The sequence below is a fragment of the Priestia sp. 10L35 genome (genome assembly GCF_056395685.1).
Map to the genome: position 1 here is coordinate 493225 of NZ_JBFTKA010000004.1, position 16774 is coordinate 509998.

A 16774-nucleotide genomic window follows, 5' to 3' on the forward strand; every position below is an offset into this window, starting at 1 on the left:
ATAAAAAAATCCGAACGAGTCGGATTCTTTCTCAAGAATCTCAATTCATCGTTCGGATCTTCCTTCACCTAACATACTTATGTCCTAACCTCTTTTAAACATTATAGCGGCGTTACGTCTTCCTGCTGTTTTTGCTGTATTCTTTGCTTTTTCGATTTTCTGAAATGAAGCAGTTCATATACAACGGGAATGACTACAAGTGTAAGCAGAGTCGCAACGGCCAATCCTCCGATTACAACGACTGCTAGACTTTGAGAAACAAGGCTTCCGCTTTCGCTTTGTTTGAATAACAGCGGCAGCATCGCACAAATCGTAGCGGCAGACGTCATGACAATTGGACGCATACGCGTAGCGGCTGCTTCGACAATCGCATCGCGCATAATCATTTTCTTTTCATTTTGCTTCACGCGGTCTAGAAGTACAATTGCATTGGTCACAACGATACCAATCAGCATTAGTGCTCCAAGTAGAGCCGTTACGTCTACTGGAATGCGGCTAACTAATAACCCTAAAACGGCACCGATTGCAGCAAGCGGAAGTGAAAATAAAATCGCAAACGGCGTGCGGATCGTTTTAAACGTAATCACCATAATTAAGAACACAATACCAATCGACACGAGCATTGTAATGAACAAGTCAGAGAAATCCTCTCCTTGCTGAGTGCTTGCTCCGCCGATTACAACGTCAACATCTTTTGAAATGGACAGTCCTTTATTCTTACCGTCTCCAAAAATTGTTGTTTGAATGTCTTTATTAATCTCTGAAAGCTTTTCTGGATTGACATCCGCTGTTACTTGAATATACGGGTCTCCATTTTTATGAAACTGATTTGTTGGCTTTTCAGCTTGCGTTAGTGAAGCCACTTTTGAAACAGGTGACGGTCCTGTCTCTGTCATAATAGAAATATCTTTTAACTCTTTTGGTGATGTTGGATTTAAGACAGATTCAAGAAGTACGTTTGCTTGCTTGCCTTCTAAATCTATCGCCCCAATCGGCGTTTTATTCAGCATAACGCCAAGCTGCTGCGCTACTTGCTGCGTATTCGCTTTTGTTGGATCTACGTCTAAAGAGTAAATGGTTTTCTTTTCATCTTGGTTGGTAGAAACTTTGTCTACTCCTTTTATATCGCTAATTTCTTTCTTAATGCTGCTTGCTGTTTTTTCTAATTTGTTCATGTCGTTTCCAATCACATCAACGGTAATGGAAGTAGTGGAAGCTCCCATTAGTGAAGCAGCACTGACGCTAAGGTCCCCTCCGTCATAGAGTTTCTTTTGATTTTCAATTCGTTTCATAAGCGAATCAATGTTTCCACTGTCTTTTACTATAATCGTATACGTAGCTTCAGTAGGCGAACCAACGTCTCCCCACTTTGCTCCTTCGTCTGTATTACCAAGCTGCATATATACATCTTTCACTTCTTTTTGAGCTAAAATATAGCGTTCAAGCTGCAGTGATTTTTCTTCTACGGTTTTAATTGGCGTATTATTTGGATAGCTTAACGTCGTGCCTACAAAGTCAGATGAAGAGTTATCCACCGCTCCTTTAGGCATCATCGTGTAGGCACCAATAGATCCGACAAATAAAAGCAGCGAAAGCAGCAGCACAACCCATTTATGATTAAGCGACCACGTAATAACCTTTGTAAAACGAACCGGCTGTTTGTGCTTGCGAAGTTTTTCATTTTTTAATAATCCGGCGCTCATTAACGGTACAACGGTAAGCGCCACAATTAATGAAGACAGCAGCGAATACGTCAGCGTTAGAGCAAACGGAAGCATAAAGTCTTGAAGACCTCCATTTACAAGGCCGATTGGTAAAAAGACGGCCACTGTCGTTAGCGTAGAAGCGGTAATAGCAGAGCCTACTTCTTTTGTCGCATCAATAATCAAGCCAAGCGAAAATTCTTCTTTTTGCATTTTTCGAAAGATGTTTTCAATAACAACGATGCTATCATCTACCAATCTCCCAATCGCTACAGCTACTCCTCCAAGCGTTAAAATATTAAGCGTGACGCCTGATTTGGATAATAAAAAAAGCGTAAAGCAAAGCGATAGCGGAATGGATACAATTGTGATAAACGTAGAGCGAACGCTGCGTAAAAACAGCATGATTACAACGGTCGCAAAAAATGCGCCTAGCAACACTTCTTTCATCATGGAATGAACAGAGTTTTGTACGCTGTCCCCTGTTGCAAAAAATACAGAAGCATTTACAGTGTTATAGTCTTTGTTAATTTGCTGAGACAGTTTTTTTACTTCTTTTGTAATGCTAACGGCGTTTGAGTGACTGTCTTTTGTAACAATAAGTAAAAGTGCATCTTTTCCGTTAATATGCGTCACGACGCCTTCAGGCTTTTTCACCTCTACTTTTGCAAGGTCCCCTAGCGTTACATTGGGTGCAACCGGCAGCTTTTTCACTTTATCCAAGCTGTCAATTTTACCAGTTACGTTGATGTTGCTCGACTTGTTATTAATGACTTTTTCTCCAACTGCAAGCGACGTGTTTTTTCCTTCTAACACGCTGATGACTTTATCAATAGTCACGTTCTTTTGTGACAATTTTTTATTATCAACTTTAATAGACACGTAGGAATCCGCTGTTCCATACGTTTGAACACTCGCAATGCCTTTAACGTCTTTATATTTAGGGATCAGTTTTTTCTCTGCAAGATCCAGATTGTCTCTTGTTAATCCTTCTTTAAATGTGAGTGAAATATCTGCGATGGGAATCATTGAGGTATTTAATTGAATAACATTAGGCTTTGATACGCTGGCTGGAAGCTGCACCGAAGACAGCGCTTCTTGGACGTTTGTTTTTGCTTCTTTCATATCCGTTTTGGATTCAAATGAAATATCGATTTTGGAATAGCCGTCTCCTGTTGTGGAATACACGTTGCTTTTTCCTTTAATACCGGCTACCGCTTCTTCGATCGGTGACGTAACTTGTTTTTCCATGGAATCTGCATCCGTTCCTTGCCCCATAACTACTACTGACACTTGAGGCTGATCAGCGGTCGGCAGGAATTCCATCGGAAGTGTAAAATAACTAATGACGCCTAAAGCTAAAATTAAAATAGACATAATGGTGATAGCCGCTTTGTTTTTAAACGACCATTTGGTGATCCAAGACATGAAATTTCCCCTTTCACTTTTTCGTACGAACTCAGTCAAACATTTCTAAAATATGCTAAATAACTACTAAATTATACCTAATGTTCCTTACCATTTAAAGACTTATTTTTGTGAAAAGTCCCATTGTTTGAACAAAATCGTTTATGTATATGCTTTTGGTTATATAATCAGTCTCTTTACAGCACAAAAAAAAGACGCCGATACCCGGCGTCCCACATGTAGTAAGTGAAAGAAGAAGAAGAATATGCCTACGATTTTTCAGGCAATTCTATGACCTTATTTGGTTTCTTCCCGTTTTTTTATGAAATAAACATATTTAGCATAAATTCCCTCAACTAGCAGCTCGATTGTGCTTTGCTTCTGTATCGTTTTGAATTTTTAACGACGTTAATAAAGCCACGATGCTTCCTGCAAAGCCAAATAAAAACAAGTGATGAATGCCTGCCATAAAGCTTCCGCCTGAAGTCAGCAAAGCACCCATAATGGTAACGCCGATTGCTGTTCCCATGTTTCTGCAAAACATAAAAAACGACGTAGAAATACCTCTTTCATGTCCTCCTACTAATTGCTGCACACCAATGACTCCAACCGTAGAAAGCAGACCAAACGATAGTCCTTGCACAATCATGACGCAAAACACATAAAAGAAACCATGACTTTCATTTAGCATCAGCAGCAGCGTTCCTGATCCAACCAGCAGCACATTTCCGATTAACAAAAGCTTTCTGTAGCCGTGTTTTAAAATCCATTTACCCGCAGGCACGGACACAGACATCCATCCGACCGCTGTTCCTAACAGCGCAACTCCGCTCATAAACAGTGACAGATGCGCCACTCGCTGTAAAAATAACGGAATATAGCTCGACGTACCGAATAAAGCCACCGTTCCAATAAACGCATTGATATTAATCCATGACAGCGTTTTGTTTTGGAACATAGACATCGGGACAATCGGAGAAGCATGTTTTCGTTCATGCAAATAAAAAATAACTAATAAAATAAGTCCCGCGACTGTATACACAACTTGGTTCTGTTCCACTACCGTAACGAGCAGCAGTGACGTAACGCCCGCTCCAAACAAAATGGCACCGATGTAATCGACTTTCGCTCTTTTCGGCTCATAGCTTTCTTGATATGGCATTAACGTCAGAAATGAGACAATACATACGGGTAAATTAATAAAGAAAATCCATCTCCACGTTAAATAGTCCACAAAAAAAGCGCCTAAAAGCGGAGCCAACACAGCTGATAATCCCCACATCGTTGTAAACAGCGCCTGAATTTTCCCACGTTTCTCTACGGGAAATAAGTCTCCGGCAATAATAGCGGGAAACGCCACCATAAACCCTGCTCCTATTCCTTGAACCGCACGGAAAAGAACAAGCTGAATCATCGTATTTGCCACGCCGCAAAGCATCGAACCAATTAAAAAAGCAATAATTCCAAACCCAAATACTTTTTTGCGGCCAAATAAATCCGATAATCTCCCCGCTACCGGAGATAAAATCGTGCTTGCGATCATGTACGAAGCAAACGACCACGCGTACAAATCAAATCTTCCAAGCTCTTTTGCAATAACGGGCATCGTCGTATTCATAATCGTTGAATCAAGCGAAGCCACTAGCATTGCCAGCACAATACTAACCATTACGGACGTTCTGCTTTTCATTTGACAATCTCCTTATCTGTATAATCTGAGCATTTAGTTTACTCCTGCTTGATAGATGTTGTCTAGATTTGTGCATAAAAAAGCAGATAAAAAGCTGAACTATAGCTTTTTATCTGCTTTTTTGACAAGGCCAGCTAACCCCCTGATTGTCAGCAATGTAAAACTAATACTTGCAAATGTATGAAAGATGGTCCACTTTTTCCATTTAAACAGATTGCTATTTCTCTCTAAATACCACTGGCTGATACTCATCGGAACGCTCCACATCAAGCTTTTTAGTAAGATTGCAGGAAGCTTGTCTTCATAAGATTGTCTAACCCAAACCATACTTAGCAAAGGAAAAAACAGCAGATCATATAAAATATTAGTTGAAAAAATGCGAGGATACGGCCGAACAGGATATTTGATTCGATTCGTGTTTACAGCATAAGCATCAATAAGCGTGGCTAAAATCCCTTTTGCAAAAAAGACAATCAGCATTTCTTTAAATTTCGGTTTTTTTACAACAAAAGGAAAAAGAACTGCACACAACACAGTTAGCCCTTTTAGCAGTGTTCGTTCCATTTGCAACACTCTTTTCTTTGTGAATATCCATTAGTATGTACGATTACTGGCTAAAATAATAAGCAGGAATATAAAAAGCTTCTCACCGTAAAGGAGAAGCCTTTCTTTTCTTATTTTACATCTTCGCTTACCGGCTCTTGGTCAGACAGTTCTTTGTTTCGAGCCATAACCGCAAATCCAGCCATTATAATAATGCTGCTTGAAATTCCGTATAGGATTGGCGTGGTAGAAGAAAGTCCTTCAATCAATAGACCTCCAAGTACTACTAGCGTACTGACAACAATCGCTGAAACTCCGGCTTTTGGATGAATTTCTTTCCAAAACAGCGACACAACAAACGGAACAAAAATCGCTCCTGATAAAATAGCATACGCAACGTCTAGAGCGACAAGCACGTCTTGAATCCAAAGAGCAAATACAATAGCAAGGACGCCGACAATAAGCGTATTAACGCGCGTTAAGATTAAATAATTTTTCTCTGAAATATTTTTAAGCCACACTTTTTTAATAATATCATTACTAATCAGCGTAGAAGACGCAAGCAGCGTTCCTGAAGCAGTTGACATCAGCGCCGAACAAACACCTGCTAGTACTAAGCCCAATAATCCTTGAGGCAGGATCTGAACTGCAAGCGTCGCAAAAATGCTTTGACTGCTTTCTGCATTTGGCAGCAGCAAATACGCACACATCCCAATCACACTTCCCGCAATCGCATAGGCAATGCTGTACACCCCTGCAAAAATGGAGCCGTTTCGGGCAATTTTTTCTGTTCGCGCCGTAAATACTCGCTGCCAAATATCTTGAGATACTGCCATACCAAGCGTATACAAGAGGAAATACTGAAAGATTTGACCGTATCCAATGGATGAAAAATCAAAATAAGATGATGGCAAATCTCCGGCAAGGGCTTTAAAACCTCCGGCTTCTGATACACTCATTGGAAGCATAAATCCAAAAATCGCCACCGTCATCACAACAAATTGAATAATATCAGTAACCGTTACGCTCCACATTCCCCCTAGAATCGTATAGAACAGAACAATCGAACCGCCAATTAACATCGAGGCCGTCATGTTCCATCCAAGCAGCGCATGAATGATCGTTCCCATTCCAATCACTTGAGTGACTGATACCATGAGTGTATAAATAGCGGCAACAACGGCGCTGATAATTTGCGCTTGAGCGTTATATCTTTTTCCTAGCAGTTCGCTGATAGTTGTCACTTTCAACGACGAAATCCGCTTAATAAAAATCGTGCCAAGCGTAATGATTCCAAGTCCAATCATCGTCACAAACCAAATGCCAGACAGCCCGTGCTCATAGCCAAGCTGAGCCGTTCCAATCGTCGACGCTCCGCCTAAAATAACGGCTGACAAACACCCTAAATACATGAACATCCCTAAGTTTCGTCCGGCTAAAATAAAATCTTCTGATGACTTTGCTTTTAACGAGCCAATAATACCAGCTACAACCAATACGCCAAAATAGACAAACATAACCGTCATATCCAGTCCGTTCATAACAGATTCCTCCTTCGTATAGGTCAATCTATCTTTCACTGAAGCCAAGAGCTGTCTTGATTTTACTTAAATCACGTGAAGACTTGTGATTTCCGTTAGCGCTTCATCTAAAACGCGAAGCCCCGAATCAATTTCTTCTTTTGTAATCGTTAAAGGAGGAATCATTCGAATCACTTCTCCGCTATTTCCGCAAAGGTAAAACAGCACCCCTTTTTCCAAACATTTGTCTAAAATCTCAAGAAGAAGATTTCCGTCACCTTGCTTTGTTTTCGGATTAATAATTTCAATTCCAATCATTAGTCCTACTGAACGAATGCTTCCGATAACTTCATGCTTCGCCTTTAAATGCTGAAGCTGATCCGCTGCATATTTCCCCATTGCTTTTGAATTTTCAATCAGCTTTTCTTCTTTTAATACGTCTAACGTCGCAAGCGCTGCTGAACAAGCAATGGGATTGCCTCCAAAAGTGGTTCCGTGTGTACCAATCGGCCACTTTTCCATTAGCTGTTTGGAAGCTACGGTAGCACTTAACGGAAGTCCTGATGCTATGCCTTTTGCGATTGCCATAATATCAGGCGTCACGTCAAACGTTTGAGCTGCAAACCACTCGCCGGTGCGTCCGAATCCTGTTTGCACTTCGTCAAAAATAAGCAGAATGCCGTGTCTGTCACACACTTCTCTTATTTTTTGGAGCCACGCTTTCGGAGGGATCACGTAGCCGCCTTCTCCAAGAACCGGCTCTACAATCATGCACGCTACTTCTTCCGGCGTGACTTGATGCTTAAACAAAGTGGCAAAATCTCTTTCCAGCTTTTCTACGCAGTAGATTTCCGGATCTTCTCCTTTTGGACACTGAGTCACATCTGCATAAGGCACTTGATACGTTAAGCCTGATGGCTGAAGAAATTTTCGGTATTTGCTTTTTGATGTTGTCACGCTGAGCGCTCCGAGAGAACGGCCGTGAAAACAGCCCATAAACGAAACCGTATAAGGTCTTTGCGTAACGTACTTTGCCAGCTTTAACGCTCCTTCAATTGCTTCAGTTCCGCTGTTGGCAAAGAAAAAGCAGTCCAATCCTCTTGGCAATACTGTTTTTAATTCTTCAGCAAGCTGTAAAATAGATTCATACATAATCACACCCGACGGACCGTGCATAAGATGATCAACGCTATTTTTAATCGCTTGTACAACTTTAGGGTGACGATGACCTGTATTCGCTGTTGCAATACCTGATGTAAAATCTAAATACGTTTTTCCGTCAGCTCCGTAGTAGTAGCAGCCTTCTGCTTTTACCACGGGTAAATTAGGGTGATCTTTCGCCATGCTTGGTGCTAGTAAATCCGGTAGACTGTTCATTAACTGTGTAAGTGATGCCTGCGTCATCTGACTTCCTCCTCGCAATCTATCAAGTAATGTGTTTGTACTTGTTTTACATGCAAAGAGCGTGCCAAATACGTTAAAAAACAGAATGTTTTTTTAATTTTCTAACAACTGAAGGCTGACTGATTCCCAGTGCTTCCCCTATTTCTGTTGTCGTTTTGTACTGTTTTTTTGCTTTTACTAATATCTCTTTTTCCAGCTCGTTTAATGCGTCATTAAGCTTCATTTCCCCATGTTCTTCAACGTGTTGAACCTGTTTTTTTCTATGCAGAGAATGCGGCAAATGCTCCATTGTAATCAGCGTTTGTGAAGACACAACCACGGCGTGTTCAATCACATTAATTAACTCTCGTACGTTTCCTTTCCACTCATGTGCAAGCAGTGCGTGAATAACCGCGTTATCAAACGTTCTTTTTCGGTTGTATTTCTTTTCAAACTGCTCGGCAAAATGTGTGAGCAGCGGAAAAATATCTTCGGGGCGCTCGTTCAAAGATGGAATGGTAATCGGTACGACGCTTAAACGAAAGTATAAATCTTCTCGAAACTCTTTTTCAGCAACGGCTTTTTCCAAATCTTTGTTCGTCGCTGCAATTAAGCGAAAGTCCACGGTTTTAGGCTTTCTTCCTCCAACGGAATAAAACTGTTTTTCTTGAATGAGCTTTAAGATTTTCACTTGATGCGCCGGTGACAGTTCTCCGACTTCATCTAAAAAAAGCGTACCTCCATCTGCTAATTCGACCAGTCCCACTTTTCCATTTTTAGATGCACCGGTGAAAGCACCCGCTTCGTAGCCAAACAGTTCAGCTTCAAATAAATGATCTGGAATCGCCCCGCAGTTCACTTCAATAAACGGCCCTTTGCTTCTTGTACTTTTGTTATGTATCAGCTTGGCTAAGTGCGTTTTTCCTACTCCTGACTGCCCTAAAAGTAAAATATTTACGTCTACATTCGAAACGTGAACAGCCGTACGAAGAACCTGCTGCATCTTTTCGCTGTTGCATACAATTCCTTCAGTTGATAGGTTTTGGTTTCTTAGCAGCATAAGCTCGCTCTTTACACGCTGCATTTCGCCTTCCATCGCATCAAGATATGTTTTCATTTCCATAAGCTCCGTCACATCATGAGAATAGCTGACGATTCTTTTAATCTCTCCTTTTTCATCTTTGACAGGAATGCCTGTAACGAGCACTTGCTTGCCTTGTTTAGTTGTTTGTACAAGCGTAATTTTCTTCTTTGTTTCAAGCACAATTGGCGTGACGATTGGTGTAAAAAGCCCTTGTTTTTCAAGTTCATAAACAGACTTTCCCAGCAGTTTTTCAGCTTTTACATCGTAAATGTTTCCCGTTCCTTCATGTATTCGGACAATGATGCCTTTTTCATCCGTCACAAGCAAATCATCTTTTAATGAATGAAGGATCCACTGATTTTCATTCCATTCTGAATTCATGTATGCTCCCTGCTTTCTATTCATTTTTGAATAAAACACAATTCGTTTTTGAATACGGCATTTATTTTTGAATAATCAATTTATTATATCACAAGGACTTCTTTTTATTTTGAAACAGCAATTGAAATGAAGTTAAAAATGCATTAATATATTTTTATAAAGTTATAACTTCTTTTCTAGGAGGCTATATGAAGCAATCATTTCAAGAATTAATTAAACATAAATTCCCTGACCTTTCTCGCGGTCAAAAAAAAGTAGCTGAGTTTCTCGTTAATTTTACGGAAAAAGGCTCGCTGTACACGGCTGGACAAATTGGCAAAGAAGCAGGTGTCAGTGAAACAACCGTTATTCGTCTAGCTTACGCACTGGGGTTAAATGGTTTTTCCGATTTGCAGGAGCTAATGCGAAAAGAATGGCTTTCTTCTGCCGAATCAAAAGAATCAGCTAGCAAGCCTGCAGCTGATTCTGCAGCGGAAGAAAAGAAACCTTTTAGTGAATGGCTTTCCCCTGTTGACGAAAAAGAATTATCTCAAGCTGTAGATGCGCTTATCAAAAGTGATCAAGTGTATATTGCAGGTTTCCGTGAATCTCATACGGCGGCTTACTGGCTGTATTATAAAATGAATCAGCTTCGCAATCATGTTCTTTTATCTTTTCCAACAGGATTTTTGCTTGAAACGCTATGCAATCTTACTAGTGAATCTGCTGTTGTTGTATTTTCACTGCCGCGCTATACAAAAGAAGCGCTCGAAGTAGCTCAGCAGGCTAAAAAACAAGGAGCGAAAGTAATTGCCATTACAGACCGCCGTTTGTCTCCGGTAGGCCAAATCGCTGATATCACGCTTTTAGCCGGAACAACCGAACATATTTTATCGCTTCTTGCCCTATCTCAAGTTGTAATTAGCAGCATGCAAAAAAGAGATGAAAAAACGGCTGGAAAACGACAAGAACACTTGGAAAAACTCTATGCCGAGCAAGGCATCTTTTTAGAATAGATAATAGAAAGGAAGTAAACAAATGACTGAAGCCTTAACGATTCGTTCACTTACAACAACCACTGAACTAGAAGAGGTACGCGCATTAGAAAGCCGCGTCTGGGGGAAAGAAGAAGCCACGCCTGTCCATCAAACCTTGACCGCTGTTAAAAATGGAGGTCTTGTTCTCGGTGCGTTTCTAAATGAAAAGCTGATTGGCTTTCAATATAGTTTTCCAGGGTTTGACGGAACGTGCGTCTATTTATGTTCTCATATATTAGCAGTTGACCCTGCCTATCGCAGCATGGGTATCGGTGCCAAGCTTAAGCATGCGCAGAGACAAGAAAGTAAAAAAAAGGGTTATTCATATATTAGCTGGACGTATGATCCTCTAGAAAGCGCCAATGGGTATTTAAATATTGGAAAGCTTGGAGCCGTTTGTTCTACGTATATTGAAAACTGCTACGGAGACATGAACGATCCGTTAAATGCTGACTTGCCTTCTGATCGATTCGTTGTAGAATGGGCATCCGCAGAAGATACAAAACGAGCTCAGCCTCTTTATACGCCAGAACAAATAATGGACGCATCGCTCATTCAATGGACGTTAACGGATGAAAGGTTTCCTTCTGTTAGAGATATTGACGAAAAACTGTTAAATGATGACGTTGTAGCTGTAGCTATTCCGTCTGCTTTTCAGCAAATGAAAGAAGCTTCTCCTTCTCTGGCATTGGACTGGCGTATGCGAACAAGACGCGTATTTCAAACGTGTTTTGCAAAAGGATTTGAAGTAACAGACTTCATGAAGCATCCAGAGAGCAGCGCACCCGTTCATTTTTATATTTTAACGAAAAAAGAGGTGCAAAAATGAACATAAAACACGTCATTTTACGGCATTTAAAAATGGATTTACTTCATCCGTTTACCACAAGTCTTGGAAAAGAAGTGGATCGAGATTTTATTTTAGTAGAAATTCAAGACGAAGACGGACGATCCGGCTGGGCTGAATCCGTAGCGTGCGCGGATCCTTTTTATAAAGAAGAAACGCTCAAAACAAACTGGCACATTATGGAGGATTTTTTAATTCCATTGCTTCAAGAGAAAGAAATTCAGCACCCTGACGAAGTATCTCAACGCTTTGCTCATATTCGAGGCAATTACATGGCAAAAGCGGCGTTAGAAGGCGCTGTTTGGGATTTGTATGCGCGCAGGCAAAACCTCTCTCTATCTAAGGCGCTAGGAGGCAGTAAAAGTCAAATTGAAGTTGGTCTTAGCGTTGGCATTCAGCCTACGATTGACGAAACGCTTCGAAAAATTGAAGCCGGCTTGAATGAAGGATATAAGCGGATCAAAATTAAAATTAAGCCGGGCTGGGATCTTAACTTGACGCGCGCAGTTCGAAACGAGTTCCCTTCTATTCCCCTGATGGTTGATGCGAACTCTGCTTATACGCTTGCAGATGCTGATCACCTTGCTCAGCTTGATGAGTTTGATTTAATGATGATTGAACAGCCGTTGGCTCATGATGATTTAATTGATCACGCTGAACTGCAGGCCCGCATGCGCACGCCCATTTGCTTAGATGAAAGCATTCATTCAGCTGAAGACGTTCGAAAAGCTATTAAACTTGGAAGCACACAAATTATTAACATTAAAATTGGACGAGTAGGCGGACTAACAGAAGCCAAAAAAATTCATGACCTTTGTCAAACTCACGGTGTGCCCGTATGGTGCGGTGGCATGCTGGAATCGGGTATCGGACGAGCACATAATATTGCCATTACCACACTTGCTAATTTTACGCTTCCCGGAGATACGGCCGCATCATCTAAATACTGGCCGCGTGATATCGTTCATCCGGAAATCACGGTCGACAACGGTATTATTTCCGTTCCTGATACACCAGGCATCGGCTACGAACCTGATCACGATCAGATAAAAGCGCTAACTTTACACGAAAAAGTCTATACTTGCTAATCTTAAACAGACTGGAACAAAAGTATGTTAGCTGAAGGAAAATCCGAACGATGAATGGTTCGGATTTTTTTATTGATATGGTGAGCGCAGGTTTCATGTATATAGTGGCTTTTATCTGTGCAAGACGAAGACTCCTGCGGGACAAGCAGAAAGAAAAGGCTGGCATGGAAATCAACAGCAATATAAAAAGCAATGCCTACTAGCTCCTTTATCCAATTGATTTCTCTTTAGATTAGATGGGTTTAGTTATGTCCCAGCCTCTTTTTTATAGGCTCCTCTCCCGAGATGATACGTGCCTTGGCAAGATAAACAAACATATTAGCAAAAATGGTCTTATGCACAATCCTTCTAGTAATAAATGAATATAAATAGAGTGTAAGGGACATGCAAGGGTATATTCATTACAAATTTTAGAAGAAAGGAGCATACTGATGAATATTGAAATTGGAATTGCCATTTTCGTGTTTACAATGACAATGCTCGTCATTTTTTGGAGGCCAAACGGCATCAACGAAGCATGGCCGGCATCCATAGGAGCAGCCATTATCCTGCTTACAGGGATTGTATCCAAATCAGACATTGTTGATATTTTCGGAAAGATAAGCGGCGCTTCTATCACCATTATTGCCACCATTGTTATGGCCGTCATATTAGAAAGTTTCGGATTCTTCCACTGGGCAGCTGCACGGCTAGTGAGTTTATCCAAAGGCTCAGGGTACCGATTATATTGGTACATTCAACTGCTTTGCTTTCTAATGACTTTACTATTTAATAATGACGGCAGTATTTTAATTACCACTCCAATTTTAATTCTACTTTTGAAAAACCTTCAGCTAAAACCCCACCAGCAGATCCCCTACCTTTTAAGTGGAGCGCTTATTGCTACCGCTTCCAGCGCGCCTATAGGTGTAAGTAATATTGTCAATTTGATTGCCTTAAAAATTGTTCATATGTCGCTTTATATGCACACGGCGATGATGTTCGTACCGGCGACACTTGGTTTATTATTTATGTCTTGGCTCATGTATACGGTCGTAAAACGCCATTTGCCAAAAAAACTGCCGCATGCTTCAAAAGATATAGAAGAGAGTTTCTTTACGAAACAGTTTCACCCCTTAAAAGGAAGCATTTCTGTTGAAACAAAACGTAAACGCACACAATTTATGCTGAAAGTTTTATTATTTGTGTTTGTTATGCGCTGTCTCCTATTTGTTGCCTCTTATTTCGGCATACCAATCGAATTGGTTGCTGTACTGGGCTCACTGATCTTACTTATTTGGAGATGGTATCACTTACGTACAAACCCAATTGATATTTTAAAGAAAACGCCGTGGCACATTTTTGTTTTTGCATTTTCGATGTACGTTATTATTTACGGACTGCATAACGTAGGCTTGACGGAGCTACTTGTAAAAGTTTGCGAACCAATTGTAAATCGAGGACTTTTTGAAGCAAGCTTTATCATGGGAGGACTTGTTTCCATTCTTTCTAACTTGTTTAACAATCACCCTGCCCTAATGGTCGGAACCATTACCTTGACTGAAATGGGGCTCGATCCTATTACTCTTAAAACCATTTATCTTGCTAATATTATTGGAAGTGATATGGGCTCGCTTTTATTGCCGATTGGAACACTGGCTTCTCTTATTTGGATGCATATTTTAAAAGAAAATCATATCAAGGTAAAATGGAAAGATTATTTAAAGGTATCACTTATCGTTATCCCGCTTACCACCATCGTTACTCTTTTCCTCCTGTTCTACTGGGTTCAGCTCATTTTTTCTTAATACTGATTTACAGGACGGATTGTACTCTTTTGAAGCTTACAGTCCGTCAGAAACAAACAAATGTCTCTCATAAAAACCAACTATATTTTTCTATTGTTTTTTTATAGATACACATTCACCCAATAAAAACATTTTTTTACATTCACTAATTATTTAGAACAATTTAAAAAGAAAATCAATAAATATATTGAATCGAATTTCCTTCATGTGATAAGATATGGTTATATTGTTACTTTAACAATACATAGAGCGAATGAATTAGAAAATATGCAGTTGCATAGAACTTTCTAAACCCCACACGCAACATTTAGAGAGTGACATTCATTTTCTCAGTAACACCCATACCTTTCTGAAAAGAGTGAGTACATTAGACTTGCTCTTTTTGTCTGTTCAGTGATAAGGTTCATTTCTTATGTGAGGCCTTCGTTTACAATAAGACAACAAAAAAACAGGTAACTAAGCATGCCGCTTCTTACCTGTTTTTATATGCTAAAATGATAAAATCAAATTCTATCGCGCGAACGCCCTCTACGAAATTGATTTTAATTCTTCAATTAATTGAAAAAATTTTTCTTTGTTTCTTTCTTCTAATGTTTGATCGACTTCACGTAAAATTTGATCTCTTCTAAAATCTCGGATAGCCTTATTTAATACCATTTTAGCAAATATAGAATCGAGGATATCCATACGGATGGGCTGCGAGTCTGTCGGGTGCTTTTCGATATAAATCAACTCCTATCCTTTCCTCTATTATAACAAATTCTAGCAATGTATCAAAATTTCATCGGGATATGCGCTGTTGTGAAATAGCTTCGTATTCTGTTTCTAGTTCTTGAAGCGTAAGCTCATATAGCTGCTTGTTTCCTTTTTTATAAACCCCTGCATCCAGCAATAAATCAATCATTGATGTTTTTTTACATTGTATGTGAGAGTAAGCTTGTTTTGTCATCGTTACACCGCCTATTTTACACTTAAAAATGAAATGATTTCTCTATCTTTCACGACCTTTCTTTATCATACGGCCCGTCCTTTAGCTTACTGTGAAGAAAATGTTAAATTTATGTAATAATGCATAAAAAGAGGCCGGGACATAACTAAATGAATCCAACCTAAAGACGAACAAATGAGATACATGAGCTGAACCGCTTATGACACCGCCGTTGATTTCCGTGCAAGGCTTCGCTTTCCGCGGGCGGGCGCTGAGCCTCCTCGTCGCTTGCCCTCCTGCTGCGGGGTCTCATCTGTCCCGCTTTTCCCGCAGGAGTCTTCGCCTTGCCCTTCAATCAACGGCTAGAAGGGACGAAACAGATGAAGCTGTATTCACCATAACAAAAAAACGAACCACTCATCAAACTTGTTGATGAATAGTTCGTTTTTTACTTGGGCTAAATTACTTTTCTCCCAGCCTCTTAGTTCTTCTATTAAAAATCAAAGTTGTCCGGATCTGGACCTACCCGGTGATTTTGGTTTAATTCATTAATTTTACTTACGTCTTCAGCATCCAATTCAAAATCAAATAACGATGAATTTTCAACAATACGATGTTCTTTTGTCGATTTTGGAATCGTTACAACTCCGTTTTGCAGATCCCATCGCAGAATAATTTGAGCAACTGATTTACCGTGCTTTTCAGCAATTCCTTTTAACACATCGTTATCTAGCAATTCTCCTTGCATAAGCGGAGACCATGCTTCTAGCTGAATATCATGCTTTTGACAAAAAGCATGCAGCTCTTTTTGTGTCAAACGAGGATGATACTCCACTTGGTTAATAACAGGCTTAACATCTCCATCTTTCATTAAGTCTTCTAAATGATGAATTTGAAAATTACTTACGCCCACAGCTCTTACTTTTTCTTCTTTATAAAGCATTTCTAATGCTTTCCACGCTGCTTTATACTTACCTTCTACCGGCCAGTGAATTAAGTATAGATCTAAATATTCTAAGCCAAGCTTTTGTAAGCTTGTTTCGTAAGCAGCCAGCGTCTCTTCATAGCCTAAATCTGCGTTCCAAACTTTTGATGTAACAAAAATGTCTTCGCGTGAAAGACCTGCTTCTTTCAGACCTTGGCGAATTCCTTCTCCTACACCTTCTTCATTTCCATAAATAGCTGCCGTATCAATGCTGCGATAGCCTTTGACGATAGCTGTTTTCACCGCGTTCACTAATTCAGGCCCTTCTTCTACTTTAAATACACCTAGTCCAAGCCAAGGCATTTTGACTCCGTTGTGAAGTGTGACTGTATCTTGCAAATGATTACTCATTATAAAAAACCCCCTGCTAATTTCTTTACATTTGTTATTATGAAACAGAAAAAAAGAAAAA

The 16774-nt window shown here is 40.1% G+C and carries 15 protein-coding genes; 5 read left to right on the forward strand and 10 right to left on the reverse strand.

The window, feature by feature from the left end; all coding sequences use genetic code 11:
- Window positions 1–101 precede the first annotated feature (101 nt).
- From AC1DEF_RS18060 to AC1DEF_RS18085, 6 genes are all read right to left on the reverse strand, one after another.
- On the reverse strand, window positions 102–3131 hold the full coding sequence (locus AC1DEF_RS18060; RefSeq protein ID WP_477727508.1) for an efflux RND transporter permease subunit: 3030 nt from the start codon (window positions 3129–3131) through the stop codon (window positions 102–104).
- Window positions 3132–3462: 331 nt separating this feature from the next.
- Entirely contained in the window at window positions 3463–4800 is a 1338-nt protein-coding gene (locus AC1DEF_RS18065; RefSeq protein WP_098321960.1) for an MFS transporter, read from the reverse strand.
- A 99-nt stretch (window positions 4801–4899) separates the two neighbouring features.
- On the reverse strand, window positions 4900–5364 hold the full coding sequence (locus AC1DEF_RS18070; protein ID WP_029324970.1) for a CBO0543 family protein: 465 nt from the start codon (window positions 5362–5364) through the stop codon (window positions 4900–4902).
- 110 nt (window positions 5365–5474) lie between these two features.
- The gene (locus tag AC1DEF_RS18075) at window positions 5475–6884 is read right to left on the reverse strand and encodes a sodium:solute symporter family protein (protein WP_477727509.1); all 1410 of its coding nucleotides are present in this window, start codon (window positions 6882–6884) and stop codon (window positions 5475–5477) included.
- A 66-nt stretch (window positions 6885–6950) separates the two neighbouring features.
- Window positions 6951–8267 carry an aspartate aminotransferase family protein gene (locus AC1DEF_RS18080; protein WP_308355301.1) on the reverse strand — a complete coding sequence of 439 codons (1317 nt, stop codon included), beginning with the start codon at window positions 8265–8267 and terminating at the stop codon, window positions 6951–6953.
- 73 nt (window positions 8268–8340) lie between these two features.
- Entirely contained in the window at window positions 8341–9711 is a 1371-nt protein-coding gene (locus AC1DEF_RS18085; protein WP_223268930.1) for a sigma-54 interaction domain-containing protein, read from the reverse strand.
- 188 nt (window positions 9712–9899) lie between these two features.
- On the opposite strand from AC1DEF_RS18085, the gene AC1DEF_RS18090 reads away from it, so the two are divergent.
- From AC1DEF_RS18090 to AC1DEF_RS18110, 5 genes are all read left to right on the forward strand, one after another.
- Entirely contained in the window at window positions 9900–10706 is an 807-nt protein-coding gene (locus AC1DEF_RS18090; RefSeq protein ID WP_097824151.1) for a MurR/RpiR family transcriptional regulator, read from the forward strand.
- A gap of 22 nt (window positions 10707–10728) precedes the next feature.
- Window positions 10729–11556 carry a GNAT family N-acetyltransferase gene (locus AC1DEF_RS18095; protein ID WP_098399683.1) on the forward strand — a complete coding sequence of 276 codons (828 nt, stop codon included), beginning with the start codon at window positions 10729–10731 and terminating at the stop codon, window positions 11554–11556.
- The gene (menC, locus tag AC1DEF_RS18100; protein WP_053486919.1) at window positions 11553–12662 is read left to right on the forward strand and encodes an o-succinylbenzoate synthase; all 1110 of its coding nucleotides are present in this window, start codon (window positions 11553–11555) and stop codon (window positions 12660–12662) included. The genes AC1DEF_RS18095 and menC overlap by 4 nt, the downstream gene beginning before the upstream one ends.
- A 50-nt stretch (window positions 12663–12712) precedes the next feature.
- Window positions 12713–12865, forward strand: coding sequence for a hypothetical protein (locus AC1DEF_RS18105; protein WP_172738443.1), 153 nt, complete (start codon window positions 12713–12715; stop codon window positions 12863–12865).
- A gap of 228 nt (window positions 12866–13093) precedes the next feature.
- Window positions 13094–14449: an arsenic transporter gene (locus AC1DEF_RS18110; RefSeq protein ID WP_013055776.1), complete on the forward strand. Its 1356-nt coding sequence runs from the start codon at window positions 13094–13096 to the stop codon at window positions 14447–14449.
- A 528-nt stretch (window positions 14450–14977) separates the two neighbouring features.
- On the opposite strand, the gene AC1DEF_RS18115 is transcribed toward AC1DEF_RS18110, so the two are convergent.
- The 4 genes from AC1DEF_RS18115 to AC1DEF_RS18130 all read right to left on the reverse strand — a co-directional run bounded on the left by AC1DEF_RS18115 (window position 14978) and on the right by AC1DEF_RS18130 (window position 16713).
- A complete protein-coding gene (locus tag AC1DEF_RS18115) occupies window positions 14978–15181 on the reverse strand; it encodes an IDEAL domain-containing protein (RefSeq protein WP_016766443.1) in 204 nt (67 codons plus the stop codon).
- Between the two features lie 49 nt (window positions 15182–15230).
- Window positions 15231–15398, reverse strand: a complete 168-nt coding sequence (locus AC1DEF_RS18120; RefSeq protein ID WP_013055774.1) for a Fur-regulated basic protein FbpA — start codon at window positions 15396–15398, stop codon at window positions 15231–15233.
- A 197-nt stretch (window positions 15399–15595) separates the two neighbouring features.
- Window positions 15596–15736 carry a hypothetical protein gene (locus AC1DEF_RS18125; RefSeq protein WP_477727510.1) on the reverse strand — a complete coding sequence of 47 codons (141 nt, stop codon included), beginning with the start codon at window positions 15734–15736 and terminating at the stop codon, window positions 15596–15598.
- A gap of 134 nt (window positions 15737–15870) precedes the next feature.
- Entirely contained in the window at window positions 15871–16713 is an 843-nt protein-coding gene (locus AC1DEF_RS18130; protein ID WP_029324962.1) for an aldo/keto reductase, read from the reverse strand.
- Window positions 16714–16774: the final 61 nt, after the last annotated feature.

Coding starts and splice junctions, on each gene's coding strand:
- menC (WP_053486919.1), top strand. CDS start 11,553: ATGAACATAAAACACGTCATTTTACGGCATTTAAAAATGGATTTACTT.
- AC1DEF_RS18070 (WP_029324970.1), bottom strand. CDS start 5,364: ATGGAACGAACACTGCTAAAAGGGCTAACTGTGTTGTGTGCAGTTCTT.
- AC1DEF_RS18120 (WP_013055774.1), bottom strand. CDS start 15,398: ATGACAAAACAAGCTTACTCTCACATACAATGTAAAAAAACATCAATG.
- AC1DEF_RS18075 (WP_477727509.1), bottom strand. CDS start 6,884: ATGAACGGACTGGATATGACGGTTATGTTTGTCTATTTTGGCGTATTG.
- AC1DEF_RS18105 (WP_172738443.1), top strand. CDS start 12,713: ATGAATGGTTCGGATTTTTTTATTGATATGGTGAGCGCAGGTTTCATG.
- AC1DEF_RS18130 (WP_029324962.1), bottom strand. CDS start 16,713: ATGAGTAATCATTTGCAAGATACAGTCACACTTCACAACGGAGTCAAA.
- AC1DEF_RS18110 (WP_013055776.1), top strand. CDS start 13,094: ATGAATATTGAAATTGGAATTGCCATTTTCGTGTTTACAATGACAATG.
- AC1DEF_RS18095 (WP_098399683.1), top strand. CDS start 10,729: ATGACTGAAGCCTTAACGATTCGTTCACTTACAACAACCACTGAACTA.
- AC1DEF_RS18080 (WP_308355301.1), bottom strand. CDS start 8,267: ATGACGCAGGCATCACTTACACAGTTAATGAACAGTCTACCGGATTTA.
- AC1DEF_RS18065 (WP_098321960.1), bottom strand. CDS start 4,800: ATGAAAAGCAGAACGTCCGTAATGGTTAGTATTGTGCTGGCAATGCTA.
- AC1DEF_RS18090 (WP_097824151.1), top strand. CDS start 9,900: ATGAAGCAATCATTTCAAGAATTAATTAAACATAAATTCCCTGACCTT.
- AC1DEF_RS18085 (WP_223268930.1), bottom strand. CDS start 9,711: ATGAATTCAGAATGGAATGAAAATCAGTGGATCCTTCATTCATTAAAA.
- AC1DEF_RS18060 (WP_477727508.1), bottom strand. CDS start 3,131: ATGTCTTGGATCACCAAATGGTCGTTTAAAAACAAAGCGGCTATCACC.